The 13612-nt window shown below is 62.1% G+C and carries 10 protein-coding genes; 5 read left to right on the top strand and 5 right to left on the bottom strand.

The features are described from left to right. The first annotated feature begins 267 nt into the window (after positions 1–267). Positions 268–1827, top strand: coding sequence for a peptidase dimerization domain-containing protein (locus ABIB44_RS13885; protein WP_354585343.1), 1560 nt, complete (start codon positions 268–270; stop codon positions 1825–1827). A gap of 22 nt (positions 1828–1849) precedes the next feature. Here ABIB44_RS13885 and ABIB44_RS13880 read toward each other — a convergent pair whose 3' ends face one another. The 3 genes from ABIB44_RS13880 to ABIB44_RS13870 all read right to left on the bottom strand — a co-directional run bounded on the left by ABIB44_RS13880 (position 1850) and on the right by ABIB44_RS13870 (position 4880). Then, entirely contained in the window at positions 1850–2752 is a 903-nt protein-coding gene (locus ABIB44_RS13880) for an alpha/beta fold hydrolase (protein ID WP_354585246.1), read from the bottom strand. A 476-nt stretch (positions 2753–3228) separates the two neighbouring features. Next, entirely contained in the window at positions 3229–4329 is a 1101-nt protein-coding gene (gene ychF / locus ABIB44_RS13875) for a redox-regulated ATPase YchF (RefSeq protein WP_354585245.1), read from the bottom strand. Between the two features lie 161 nt (positions 4330–4490). Beyond that, entirely contained in the window at positions 4491–4880 is a 390-nt protein-coding gene (locus tag ABIB44_RS13870; RefSeq protein WP_354585244.1) for a DUF3276 family protein, read from the bottom strand. Between the two features lie 279 nt (positions 4881–5159). Here ABIB44_RS13870 and ABIB44_RS13865 point away from each other — a divergent pair, with 279 nt between their 5' ends. The 4 genes from ABIB44_RS13865 (at position 5160) to proC (ending at position 8707) form a co-directional block, all read left to right on the top strand. Further along, the gene (locus ABIB44_RS13865) at positions 5160–6077 is read left to right on the top strand and encodes a DUF58 domain-containing protein (protein ID WP_354585243.1); all 918 of its coding nucleotides are present in this window, start codon (positions 5160–5162) and stop codon (positions 6075–6077) included. Between the two features lie 32 nt (positions 6078–6109). Then, positions 6110–6328: a hypothetical protein gene (locus ABIB44_RS13860; RefSeq protein WP_354585242.1), complete on the top strand. Its 219-nt coding sequence runs from the start codon at positions 6110–6112 to the stop codon at positions 6326–6328. A gap of 123 nt (positions 6329–6451) precedes the next feature. Beyond that, positions 6452–7828, top strand: coding sequence for a vanadium-dependent haloperoxidase (locus ABIB44_RS13855; protein WP_354585241.1), 1377 nt, complete (start codon positions 6452–6454; stop codon positions 7826–7828). Between the two features lie 78 nt (positions 7829–7906). Further along, positions 7907–8707, top strand: coding sequence for a pyrroline-5-carboxylate reductase (proC, locus tag ABIB44_RS13850; RefSeq protein ID WP_354585240.1), 801 nt, complete (start codon positions 7907–7909; stop codon positions 8705–8707). A gap of 141 nt (positions 8708–8848) precedes the next feature. On the opposite strand, the gene ABIB44_RS13845 is transcribed toward proC, so the two are convergent. Continuing rightward, on the bottom strand, positions 8849–10474 hold the full coding sequence (locus tag ABIB44_RS13845) for a 3-(methylthio)propionyl-CoA ligase (protein WP_354585239.1): 1626 nt from the start codon (positions 10472–10474) through the stop codon (positions 8849–8851). Positions 10475–10571: 97 nt separating this feature from the next. Next, on the bottom strand, positions 10572–13334 hold the full coding sequence (locus ABIB44_RS13840; protein WP_354585238.1) for a TonB-dependent receptor: 2763 nt from the start codon (positions 13332–13334) through the stop codon (positions 10572–10574). Between the last annotated feature and the right edge of the window lie 278 nt (positions 13335–13612).

Genomic DNA, 13612 nt, shown 5'->3' with positions numbered 1-13612 from the left:
GAGTTCCAGTCCAGTGGCCGGCGTGTATCTTCCCGCTTCCTCGCGTCCTTACGCCGGCCCGTACCCCGTTTCGGATGGCTGGTGTGCTTTGCGCAGGTACGCCGCTAATGCGTTTCATTAGTCGATTTTCTTCCCTCCCGCCGCATGAGTGCTCCTCGTACCCTTTCTCTTTATTTTCGGAGCCTGCACGGAGGACGCGCCGGGCACTTACTGCTGCTGCTGGCCGGGTTGGCGCTGGCCCCCCGCCCCACCCTGGCGCAGGCCACCATGCCGCCCGCCAAGCTCGAAGCCCTGAAGCAGGAGCTCATCGGGGAAATCGATAAGCAGCAGAAGGCCACCCAACAGATGGTGGACATGGTGTTCAGCTTCGGGGAGCTGGGCTTTCAGGAAATGGAAACTTCGCGCTACCTCACCGGTATTCTCCAGAAAAACGGCTTCGTCATCAAGCCCGGCATTGCGGGCGTGCCCACGGCCTGGACGGCCACCTGGGGCTCGGGCAAGCCGGTTATTGCCATTGGCAGCGACATCGACTGCATTCCCAAAGCCTCCCAAAAGCCGGGCGTGGCCTACCACGACCCCATCATCGAGGGGGCCCCGGGCCACGGCGAGGGCCACAATTCGGGCGTGCCCCTCAACATCACGGCGGCGCTGGCACTTAAGAAAATCATGGAGCGCGAGAAGCTGCCGGGCACGCTCATGCTCTGGCCCGGAGTGGCCGAGGAGCTGGTAGGGGCCAAAGCCTATTTCGTGCGCGATGGCTACTTCAAGAACGTCGATGCCTGCATTTTCACCCACGTGGGCGACAACCTGGGCGTGTCGTGGGGCGACTCCGGCAACAACGGCCTTATTTCCGTCAAGTTTAACTTCGATGGGCAGGCTGCGCACGCGGCTGCGGCACCCTGGCGCGGCCGCAGCGCCCTCGACGCGGTAGAGCTGATGGACGTGGGCTGGAACTTCCACCGCGAGCACATGGAAATCACCCAGCGCTCGCACTACGTCATCGCCGATGGGGGCGACCAGCCCAACGTGGTGCCCTCGAAAGCCACGGTGTGGTACTACCTGCGCGAGCGCACCTACCCCAAAATCACGGAGATGTACGCCGACGCCCTGAAGATGGCCGAGGGTGCCACCCTGATGACGAAGACCACCACTACCCACGAAGTGCAGGGCAGCGCCTGGCCGGTGCACATGAACAAGGCCATTGCCGAGGCCATGTACCAGAACATCCAGCGCGTGGGCCTCCCCCAGTGGAGCGCCGCCGACCAGGTGCTGGCCCGCGCCGCCCAGGTGGAGATGAAAGCCCCCAAAACCGACCGCCGCAACCGGCCCATCGACGGCCTGGCCACCAAGCTCGACTCACTCCGGGGCCCGGAGAAGTTCTCCATCGGCGGTGGGTCGGATGACATTGGCGATATTTCCTGGAACGTGCCCACCGTGGTGCTCAGCTACCCGGCCAACATTCCCGGCCTGCCCGGCCACCACTGGGCCAACGCCATTGCCATGGCCACGCCCATCGCCCACAAGGGCGTGACGGCCGGGGCCAAAGCCGAGGCCCTCACCCTGCTCGACCTGCTGGTGAAGCCCGAAATCATCAAGGATGCCTGGACGTACTTCAACGACGTGCAAACCAAGGACACCAAGTATACCCCCCTAATGTCGGCCACCGACCAACCCGCCGTCACCCTCAACCAGGGCATCATGGCCCAGTACCGGCCGCAGATGCGGAAGTTTTACTACAACCCGGCCAAGTATAAAACCTATCTGGAACAGCTCGGCATTGCCTACCCCACGGTGCGGCCGGCCCCCAAAGCAGGCACGCTGGAATAAGGGTATCTGGCAGGCCCCTACCCTACTGCTTATCTAGAAACTCAAATATTTTCTTGTAGGCCTCCTCCAGTTCCTTGGTAGAAGGGCTGTGGCGTCCTTCCGGCACGTACAGGACGGTATTTTTTTGCCGGTCCTGCTGAAGCTGGTCCACGAACCGGGTGAAGGTGGCGGGCGGCACCTGGTCGTCCTGGCCCCCGTGCCAGATGAAAAAGGGCGGGTCGCGCGGGTCCAGATAGGTCAGGGGCTCGTAGCGCCGGGTCGTTTCCTTCGGGGCGTAGCCGATGGTTTCGGGGAACAGCGCCAGGCCAATTTCCTTCATCACGGGTACCGGGTTGTTCATGAACACCTCTTCCACCACGTCGAGCCCGCCCACCGGCCCGGAAAAATTGACCACGCCGGCGATGCGGATGCCCGGGGCGAGCGGGTGCGGGTAAGTAGGGTCGTTGGCCGTCACGGCCACCAGGCTGCCGATGTGGGCACCGGCCGAAAAGCCCGTCAGCACCACCCGCGCCAGGTTCAGGGGGTAGGCATCGTGGTGGGCCGCCAGGAAGTTAAGGGCCAGCGTCAGGTCTTCCGTAGCTACAGGGATGCCGCGTTTGAGCCGGTAGTTGAGGTTAACGACGGTAACTCCTTTTTTTAGATAGGGCTGAATGTACCGCTCTTCCTTGGCCTTGTCGCTGAGGTAATAGCCACCGCCGTGCAGGAAAACCACGGTGTAGTTTTTAGCGTGGCGCTTTGGGCCGTCGGCTGATAAGTAGACGTCCAGGGTTTGTTCCTTATCCGCACCGTAGGGCACATCTTTGGTAACAACGTAGGCGGCCTGAACCTGGTCCGGGGTTTTATCGGCCACCGCTGCCAGTTGCCCGGAACAGGAAGCCAGCGCCAGCGTAGCGGCAACGCGGAGCCAAAGAAGCGGGTGATGCATAAGCGAGAGTTGTTGAGGGATAGACAGATGAACGGAGGTCGCTACGTCAGTCCCGGCGGGGCCAAAAGTAAGCGCAGGCCGGCCTTTCGCAGCTGCCGGCTGGTCTGCGCCGGGCTGCTTCTTTGGGGAAACCACGCTGATAAGCTACGCCTGCCAGCAGGCCACCCACCACCGCAAAGTGCACGCGCCCCCACCCCTTGCCTGGGAAAGCGCTGATGCGGGAGTGATACAAATCAAAAAGGCCTGCCCAATTGGCAAGCCTTTTTGTAGATTAAGTGTTCGTGCACAAGTAGTTGAGCAAATTAGAACGTCATACTGAGCATAGTCGAATCAACTCTACCGCGTAATCAATCTTTTTACTTGTGTTTACTGCTGCGGGAGAGATGCTTCGGCAAGCTCAGCATGACCGCCTTTTTCAATACGATACTTCTGCGTGGCTGCTTTGCAACGTCCTCAAAATCCGTGAAATCCGGCTTCTAAACGTTGAAGCGGAAGTGCATGATGTCGCCGTCCTGCACCACGTACTCCTTGCCTTCAACAGCCATTTTACCGGCCTCTTTGATTTTCACTTCGGTCTTGTACTCCTGGTAATCGGGCAGCTTGATGACCTCGGCGCGGATGAAGCCCTTCTCGAAATCGGAGTGAATGACGCCGGCCGCGGCAGGTGCTTTGTCGCCGCGGTGGATGGTCCAGGCGCGTACTTCCTGCACGCCGGCGGTGAAGTAGGTAATGAGGTTCAGCAGCTCGTAGCTGGCCCGGATGAGCTTGTTCAGGCCCGACTCGGTGAGGCCGTACTCGCCCAGGAACATTTCTTTTTCCTCGGGGTCTTCCATGTCCGCAATCTGCTCTTCGATGGCTGCCGACACCAGCACTACCTGGGCACCTTCGGCCTTCACGTGCTCGCGCAGGGCGGCAACGTGGTGGTTGCCGTTGCTGGCGATACTGGCTTCGTCCACGTTGGCCACGTAAATCACGGGCTTCACGGTGAGCAGTTGCAGGTCGGCAATGGCTTCGAGGTCGTCGGCGGTGGCGGCTACGGCACGGGCATTCGCGCCACCTTCGAGGGCCGCCTTGAATTTCTGCAGCGCCACTACTTCCTTTTTGGCCACGGCATCGCCGGCCTTGGCGCTGCGCTCCGACTTCACGAGCTTTTTATCGATGCTCTCCAGGTCCTTGAGCTGCAGCTCGGTATCAATCACGTCTTTGTCGAACACGGGGTCAACGCCGCCAGCCACGTGCACGATGTTGGCGTCGTCGAAGCAGCGCACCACGTGAATGATGGCATCGACCTCGCGGATGTTGGCCAGGAATTTATTGCCCAGGCCCTCGCCCTTGCTGGCTCCTTTTACGAGGCCGGCGATGTCGACAAACTCGATGATGGTGGGCAGCACGCGCTTGGGGTTCACGAGAGCTTCCAGAATCTGCAGCCGCTCGTCGGGCACGGTGATGACGCCCACGTTGGGCTCGATGGTGCAGAACGGGTAGTTGGCCGATTCGGCCTTGGCGTTTGATAACGCGTTGAACAGAGTGGATTTACCGACGTTCGGCAAGCCGACGATACCGCAGCGGAGGCCCATTTTTTGGAATTATAAATTATGAATTATCAAGTATGAATTGGGGGCAATTCGGGCGCAAAGGTACGGCCTGCTGCCACGCAAAACGGCGCAACCAGACGAAAGTCCGATTGCGCCGTTTTGCGTGGCCAAAAAATGAACTGCTAACCGTTAAGCATTACAACCTAGTAGTTGTCGTCGGCCCGGTTGGGGTCGAAGGCGGGGCGGTCGAGCTCGCGGCGGGGCTGGTCGCTGCCGTTGCGGGGCTGGTCGCGGTCGTCGAAGTCGCGGGGGCGGTCGAGCTCGGCCACTTCCTCGGGGGTCAGCAGCTCCTCGCGCACATAATCCACGGTGTCCTGCAAGGCATCTACGAACTTGAGAAAATCCTCCTTGTAGAGGAAAATCTTGTGCTTTTCGTACGAAACCGAGTCGTCGCCGTTCTGGCGGCGCTTGCTTTCAGTGATGGTCAGGTAGTAATCCTGGCCGCGGGTGGCTTTCACGTCGAAGAAGTACGTGCGCTTGCCGGCTTTAATGCGTTGGGAATAAATTTCTTCCTGGTCGTGACGGTCGTCCACGGCGTTGAGTTGGGGGTATGGGTGGGAAATAAAAAGGGTCGATTGGTTGAAAGGGCTAAACTTACGAAAGTTGTGATAAAGATAAACGCTGGAGATGGGGCAGCTGTTGAAGGCAGAACGGTAAACGGTGCACGGTCATGCTGAGCGCAGCCGAAGCATCTCTACCGCCGAAGTAATCCAACCGAGCCAACGAAGCGGTAGAGATGCTTCGGCTGCGCTCAGCATGACGTTCTTTTTCTCCGTTCTTTATAGCTCCAAACGTCTCCCCGCTCCGCCCCCATGCCGCTCGACCTCGCCGCCATTCGCTCCTTTGAGAACCTCGAATTTCTGGCCCGCCAGTTGGTGGACGGGTTCATCACCGGCCTGCACCAGTCGCCCTACCACGGGTTTTCGGTCGAGTTTTCGGAGCACCGCCTCTACAACCCCGGCGAGAGCACGCGCCACATCGACTGGAAGGTATTTGCCCGCACCGATAAGCTGTTCGTGAAGCGCTACGAGGAGGAAACCAACCTGCGCGCCCACGTTTTGCTCGACGTGAGCCCCAGCATGTACTACCCCACGCCGGGCCACGACAAGCTGAAATTCAGCATTCTTGCCGCCGCGGCCCTCACTACGCTCCTCACCCGACAGCGCGACGCGGTGGGCCTCGTCACCTTCGCCGACACCATCGAGCTGCAAACCCCGGTGCGCTCCACCAGCACCCACCGGCACACGCTGCTGCTGGCCCTGCAGCAGCTGCTGGAGCGGCCGCCGGGGCCCAAATCGGGCCGGGGCACCGACGTGGCCGGCACCATCCACGCCATTGCCCAGCAAATTCCGAAACGCTCGCTCGTCATCGTATTCAGCGACATGCTGGGGCGCGGTGCGGCCGAGCAGGAAGCCGCCCTGGCCGCGTTGCAGCACCTCAAGCATCAGCACCACGAGGTGCTGCTTTTCCACGTGCTCGACCGCGCTACCGAGGCCGATTTCGACTTTGCCGAGCGGCCCTACATCTTCGAAGACGTGGAAACCGGGCTCGAAATCAAGCTCCAACCCTCGCAGATTCGCGACCAGTACCGGGCGGCCATGACGGCCTACGAGCAGGACCTGGCCCTGCGCTGCGGCCAGCTCCGCATCGACTTCGTGCCCGTCGATGTGCGCGAGCCGTTCGAGAAGGTGCTGTATGCTTACCTGGTGAAGCGTGGCAAAGTGCGGTAGCTCTCCCCATATTATTTCAAAAACAGATTCCTGTGTTCCTCCTTCGCATTTTGCTCATCTTCGGGGTATCCCTGCTGGTGTTTGCGCCCATCACGGGCTACATCGCCTACAATTATGGCCGCTCGTTCTGGCGGTGGTTTGGCCTGGGGCTGCTGCTGCCGTTTGTTTCGGTCTTTATCGCCCTGTTTATGGCCATGCGCGACCGGCGGGCCGAGGACCAGGCCGCCAACCAAAGTCCACCGCGCCGGTAAGCGGGACCGGTGTCAGGGCAGGAAAAGGCAGTACTTCAGATGAGTAGGGAAATAAAACGGCATTTGTGCTGCGCATTTGATACATTTGCATTACCCTAAATTTTCACCTTTTTCTGCAATTTCATGTCCATCCTTTTCCCCCACTGGGCTGGCTTGGCGCTGCCCGTTCGCCGCCGGTGCCGGCTGGCCGGTATGGCGCTGCTCGCCACCACGCTGCTGGCCACCGGCTGTAGCCACGATGCTGAGCTAGCCGCGCCCGCTTCGCCTGATAGCAGTACTTATTCGGCCGATGCGGCAACGAAATGGGCCGACATAGAGCTGCGGCTCATCAAGAATGGTACGGGCTTTTCGCCGCCGGTTGCGGCGCGGGCGCTGGGCTACGCCGGCGTGGCCCTCTACGGAGCGGTACAGCCCGGTATTGCGGGCAGCCAGTCGCTGGCCGGGCAGCTCACCGGCCTTAGCACGATGCCTCAGCCCGAAGCGGGCCAACTGTACAACTGGGCCGTGGCCGCCAATGCCGCCGAGGCCCTGATGGCTAAAGACCTGTTCGGCAACGCCACCGCCGCGCAGCGCACCAGCATCGACTCGCTCGAAACAACCCTGAATGCCGCGTACCGCACCACGGCCGAGTTCGACCGCTCGGTGCGGTTTGGGCAGGCCGTGGCCCAGGCCGTGTTCGAGTGGTCGCGCACCGACGGCGGGCACGAGGGCTACCTCGATAACCAGCCCAGCGGCTACGTGCCACCCACCGGCACGGGCCTGTGGGTTCAGACCACCGCTGGGGCCGCGGGCCGCGCCATCCAGCCGATGTGGGGGCACAACCGGCTTTTTGTGCCCGCCAACGCGGCGTTGCCCATGCCCACGCTGCCATATGTTTATTCCACGCAGCCGGGTTCGCCCTACTATACGCAGGTGCTGGAGGTGTACAACGTAAGTCGTGCGCTCACCCCGGAGCAGCGCGTTATTTCGGCTTATTGGGCTGATGCGGGCCAAACCATCACGCCGCCCGGTCATTCCATCAATATCACCAGTATCCTGCTGCGGACCAAAAGTTCGACGCTGGCCCTAGCCGCCGAGGCATATGCCCGCGTGGGCATTGCCGTGGCCGATGCCTTTGTGGGCTGCTGGAAATGCAAGTACAGCTACAACTGGCAACGCCCCGTCACTGCCATTCAGGCCATGATTGACCCGAGCTGGCAACCCGATTGGGCCACCCCACCATTCCCCGAATTTGTGTCTGGCCACGCATCGCAGTCGGGGGCGGCGGCCCAGGTACTGTCCGATTTATTTGGCGCGCAAACTACTTTCGTCGATGACACGCACAAGAGTCGCGGCCCGGGTTTCGAGCCCCGCACCTTCAATACGTTCGCCGCATTTGCTGCCGAAGCCGCCATGTCGCGTCTGTACGGCGGCATTCACTTCCGCAGTGGCAACGAAATAGGCCTCATCGAAGGCCAGAAAGTAGGGCGTAATGTAATGGCGTTGCGTTTTAAGCGGTAGTTATCAGGATTTATTGGAAGGCCGAACAGAACGTCGTGCTGAGCATGACGTTCTTTCGGATAATTCCGAATGCATCCTATGAAAATCCTGATTATCGGCGGCGGCAACATGGGCCTGACCTATGCCCGCAGCTTCGTGCGCGCTCACATTACCTCGCGGCTCGATTTGCGCCTGCTGGCCCGCTCGCCCGAGCGCGTGGCGGCCCTGGCGGCCCACGAAATCGGCACCGTCTGGGGCTCGCCGGCCGAGTGCGTGCCGGGGGCCGACATCCTCATTCTGGCCGTGAAGCCGCAGGATTCGCCCGCCCTGTTTGCCGCGTTGCAGGGGCTGGTGCAGCCGCAGCAACTGGTGCTCAGCATCATGGCCGGCGTCCGAATTGCGACGCTGCGCCAAGCGCTGGGCACGCCCAAAATCATTCGGGCCATGCCCAACCTGCCCGCCCAGATTGGCATGGGCATGACAGCCTTTACCAGTACCGACGAAGTGAGCCGCGCTGAGCTGGTGCAGGTACAAAACCTACTCTCCACCACTGGCAAGACGGTTTATGTCGAAGCCGAAAGCGCTATTGATGCCAGCACCGCCATTTCGGGCAGCGGCCCGGCCTACGTCTACTACTGCATGGAGGCCCTGATGGCCGCCGCCGCCCAAATGGGCTTCAGCGGAGCCGAGGCCGAGCTGCTGGTGAGCCAGACGTTTCGCGGAGCCGTGGAGCTGTACTCCCAATCGGGCCTGAGCTGCCAGGATTGGATTGCCAAAGTGGCCTCCAAAGGCGGCACGACCGAAGCGGCGCTGGGCGCTTTTGGGGCCGGCGCAGTGCGCGAGGGCCTGATGGCCGGGGCGGGCGCGGCGCGGGACCGGGCCGAGGAGTTAGGGCGGTAAGGTAAACAGTACGTCATGCTCATCTGGCGTCCGCGCAGCCGGAGCATCTCTACCGCGCAACTAATCCATTTTAGTATGGCGGTAGAGATGCTTCGGCTGCGCGGACGCCAGATGAGCATGACGTTTCCTTTTTCTTCCCTTCTACGCCACTGAATACCCCGCGAAATCTTTCCGCAGCTGGGTTTTGAGGATTTTACCGGTGGCCGTGTGGGGCAGCTGCTCCACGAATTCCACGGCGTCGGGCTCGCAGAACTTGGCTACTTTGCCCCGGAAGAAGCCGAGTAGTTCTTCGGCCGAAACGTCCATGCCCGGGCGGCGCACAATCACTAGCAGCGGCCGCTCGCTCCACTTGGCACTGGGCACGCCGATGACGGCGGCCTCGGCTACGGCGGGGTGCGCCACGGCCAGGTTTTCGAGGTCGATGCTGGAAATCCACTCCCCACCCGATTTGATGACGTCCTTCGAGCGGTCGGTGATTTGCATGAAGCCGTCGGGGTCGATGGTGGCCACGTCGCCGGTGCGGAACCAACCGTCGGCGGTGAGCTCGCCCAGCGTGGGGCTCCGGTAGTAGTCGCGCACCACCCAGGGGCCGCGCACCAGCAGGTCGCCGAAGGCCACGCCGTCGTGGGGTAGCTCCTGGCCGTCGTCGCCCACAATCTTCATATCGATGCCGAACACCGCCCGGCCCTGCTTGGCTAGCACGGCGGCTTTTTCGTCGGCACTCAGGTGCTGCTGGTTGGCTTTGAGGCGGCTGCCGGTGCCCAGCGGGCTGGTTTCCGTCATGCCCCAGGCGTGGGTAATGGTCACGTCCAGTTCCTCCACAAATGCCTTCATCAGCGCGGGCGGGCAGCTGGAGCCCCCCACCACCGTGCGGCGCAGGGTGCTGAAGGTGCGCTTTCCTTCGCGCATGAATTGCAGTAGCGCCAGCCAGATAGTGGGCACGCCAGCCGAGAACGTAACGCCTTCGGCTTCCATCAATTCAAATAAGCTCGCACTGTCCATGCCCGCGCCGGGCAGCACCAGCTTCGAGCCATTGAGCGGCGCGGCGTAGGGCAGCCCCCAGGCGTTGACGTGGAACATGGGCACAACGGGCATAATCACATCAGCCGACGAGCAGCCCAACGAGTCGGGAAACGAAATCCCCATGGCGTGCAGCACCGTGGAGCGGTGCGAATAAAGCACGCCCTTGGGCTGGTCGGTGGTGCCGGAAGTATAGCACAGCGAGCAGGCCGTGTTTTCGTCGAAGCTCGGCCACGCGTAGCCGCCGGGCTGGTCGGCCAGCAGGTCTTCGTAGCTGCACAGCCCGGGCATGGCCGAATCTTTGGGCAGGTGTTCGGGCCCGGCCATCAGCACCCATTTCTCCACGGTGGGGCACACGGAAGCCAAGCGCTCGACGAGTGGCAAAAACGTGAGGTCGAAGAACAGCAGCCGGTCTTCGGCGTGGTTGATGATGTAGACGAGCTGCTCGGGAAACAGGCGCGGGTTTATAGTGTGGCATACCGCCCCGATGCCGGCCACGCCGTAGTACAGTTCGAAATGGCGGTGAGTGTTCCAGGCCAGGGTGCCCACCCGGTCGCCGTTTTTAATGTCCAGCGCCAGCAGCGCCTGGGCCAGCTGCTGGCTGCGGTGGTTGGCCTCGGCGTAGGTGTAGCGGTGGATGCCGCCTTCGGGCAGGCGCGACACAATTTCGGTATCAGAATGCCACTTGGCGGCGTGCTCGATTATCGAGGCCACGCGCAGGGGCTCGGCCATCATCAGTCCTTGCATAGGGAGCGGGGGTGGGATTTGGAGGAATTATAGAAGCGGGTAGTAAGGTGCCCGAATATACAGCCGCGACGGCCGCGGACGCCCTTCTCACGGGCCACTACTTAATATCGAACAGCAGGCCCGCGTACACGATGCGGCCCTGGCTCCCCGCGCCGTACACCTGGAAGTTGGTGCTGTCGAAGAGGTTAGTGCCGCCTACCTGCACGGTAGTGTGCAGCTTGGGCACCGCGTAACCAAACTGCGCGTCCACGACCTGGGCCGTGGGAATGGTGCCGGTGGCAAACGTGGACTCGAACACGTAGGAATCTACGTACCGGTAGTTGGCGTTGTAGCTCAGCTTGCGGTCGAACAGCTGGCCGTCGACGCCTAGGTTGAACTTGTTCTGGGGCGTGTTGAAGAACGACAGCGTACCCGGCTGAAAATCGGTGGTGATGAGCTCATTGTAGCTGTAGTTGCCGGTCACGGTCAGGGCCGGGCCAAAGGCATAGCCCACTGAAATGCCCGCGCCCTGGCTTTTCACGGTCTGGTCGACGTTGGTGTTGATTTGAATAACGCGGGTGGGCAGCGCCGCGTTGGCGAAGCGGAAAGGGGCCGCGGCCCCAATCTGGGCGGCGGTGGGCCGGCTGCCGTCGAGGTTGCCGATGAAGTTGCGGGTGGCAATAAAGTTGTCGTAGGCGCTGTAGAAGTAGTCGAGGTCGACGAACAGCTTGCTGGTGAGCTGGCCGCGGTAGCCCACTTCGCCGCTGTTCACTTTTTCCAGCTTCAGCCCGGGGCTTTGGTACTCGAGGGCGGCCAGGTCGGCGGTGCGGGTAGGGGCCAGAATGCCGGGCAGCTGCGTGGCCAGGCCAGTGGTGTAGCCCTGGAAGCCCGCGCCCACGTTGCCTACGAGAATGGCCCGGCCCACATCGAGCCGGATGTACTGGGCATCCTGCGAGGCCGCGCGGAAGGCGCGGCTGTAGCTGCCGCGGAAGTTGTGCTGCTTCTCGGCCCCCAGCGAAAACACCGCCGAAACCCGGGGCGAAAAAGCGGTGCCGAAGTTCTGGAACCGGTCGACGCGGCCGGCAGCGGCCAGCTTCAGGTGGTCGTCGAGCAGGGCTTTGCTGACCTGGGCGTAGGCCCCGTACTCGTAGTTGCGAATCCGGCCGCTTTCGCGCGTGTCCTGCAGCAGGCTGCCGTCCGAGCCCAGGTCGTACTGCCGGTAGGAACCACCCACTACCACGTCGGCTACCTCAGAGTTGAAATTGTACTGGCCGCTGCCCTCGGTGAGGATGGAGCGCAGAATAAGCCGCGCGCCCTGCCCGGGAATGGGGTTGTGGATGATGCGGTCGCGAGCGGCGGCAAACTCCGGCGTACCGGGCTGCAGCACGGGCGCGGCGGTATTGGCCGTGGTACGGGCCGTGAGGGCCGCCGCGTCGGCGTTGCCGCCGTTGGCACCGAAGGCCGCGTTGTAGGCAGCGGCGTAGGTGCCAAAGTAGCGCTGAGCATAGGTCACGGGCTTGCCGGTGGCATCGAGCACAGGCTGGCCGGCGGCGTTCAGAGCCGGCTGGTTTTGCAGCAAGCCGCCCAAAAAGCCCAGGTTGTAGGAGCCGTCGGTGAGCGGGTCGCGGCCGCCCGAAAAGTCCCGGGTCTGGAACGCCCGCACAAACCAGTTGCGGCCTTCGATGGCCAGCTTGCCCTGATGGGCACCGGCATCCACGATGCGGTAGCGGCTGGCGGCCTGGAAGGTGGTGTTGGAGGCGGCGTAACGGTAGCTGGCGGTGGCCTTGATGTGGTCGGTGAGCAGCACCGACACACTCGGGGCCACCTTCAGCGAATAGGTTTCGTTTTTGCCGGTAATCAGGTCGGCTTCTGAAAAGCCGGGCAGGAATACGGTTTTGCCAGCCAGCGCCCCACCGGTGGCCCCAAAGGTGTTGCCAGCATCGCCGTACACGCTCACCGCGTCGTAGCCCAGGTTCGAGCCGGCGGCATTATTGGCTGGCTCCAGCAGCTTGGAGGTAGCGTCGAAGTTGTTGCCGGTGAAGTCGCGGGCCCGGATGTAGCCGCCCGCAATCTTGAACGCCACCCGCTCGCCGAGCTTCAGGGCGTAGCGCAGCTGCCCGTCGAGCAGGTCGCGGTTGCCACCGCGCAGGCGCACGGTCAGGCCGGTATCCTTAAAAGGGTCTTTCGAGTTGGTGAGCAGTACGCCGTTGAAGGCGTTGGCCCCGTAAAGGGCCGAGGCCGGGCCGTGCACCACCTCCACGCTGGCCACGTCGAGAATGGGCGTGCCGAGCAGGTTGCCGAAGTTGGAGCTCAGGCTGGGCAGCTGCGTGTCGGCGTAGTCGGAGAGCTGAATCACGCGGTCGGAGCGCGAGGAGCTGAAGCCCCGGGTGCTGAAGCTGGTCAGCAGCATGCTGGAGTTGCTCACGTCGATGGACTTGAACCGGGCCAGGCCCGCCACCAGGTCGGGCGTGGTAATTTGCTCCACCTGGCGGGTGCTCAGCTTCTCCACCGTCACCGGCACGCGGCCAATGCTCTCCTCAACGCGCGAGGCCGACACCACTACCTGGTCGAGCATGCCGCTGAGCCGCATCTTCACCACCAGGTCGCTGGCAGGCCCGGCCAGCGGGATATTCTGGGCGGCATAGCCCACAAACGACACCACCAGCACCACGGGCGCTTTGGCGAAGTCGACCTTCAGCTCGAAATTTCCCTGGTCGTTGGTGGCATCGCCGGTCCCCGTGCCCCGGATGAGCACCGTGACGCCGGGTAGCGGCCGGCCTTCCTCGTCCTGCACGGTGCCCTTAACGGTTTGGAGGTTTTGGGCCCAGCCGCTCAGCGGCAGCATCAGGCACAGCAAGAGGTACGTAAAGAGATGGCGCATAAGCTAAAGAAGTAGGTGGGAGAGATTTGGTAAACATACTTTAGCAACGGCCTTATTTCAAGATTTTTAACGCTTTATAAAAAATAAACATTGACAACGTGCTATAGCTCGACGAAGGTGGGCGCGACCGCTGGGATATTTTTTCGGCTTTCCGACCAGTAGCAGCCTCTATTCCGGCGGCTCCGTGCGCACCCAGCTAGCACTGGCTAAGCTGGACCTGGAAGGGGTCGAAACTCCGCGCGAAATTGCGGGTGTTACGCCTCACGTCAGCTACTGCC

It is taken from the genome of Hymenobacter sp. UYCo722 (assembly GCF_040547115.1).
Taxonomy (GTDB): Bacteria; Bacteroidota; Bacteroidia; order Cytophagales; family Hymenobacteraceae; genus Hymenobacter.
Note: the sequence above shows the minus strand (reverse complement) of the source record. Positions and strands in the feature narration are given on the sequence as shown.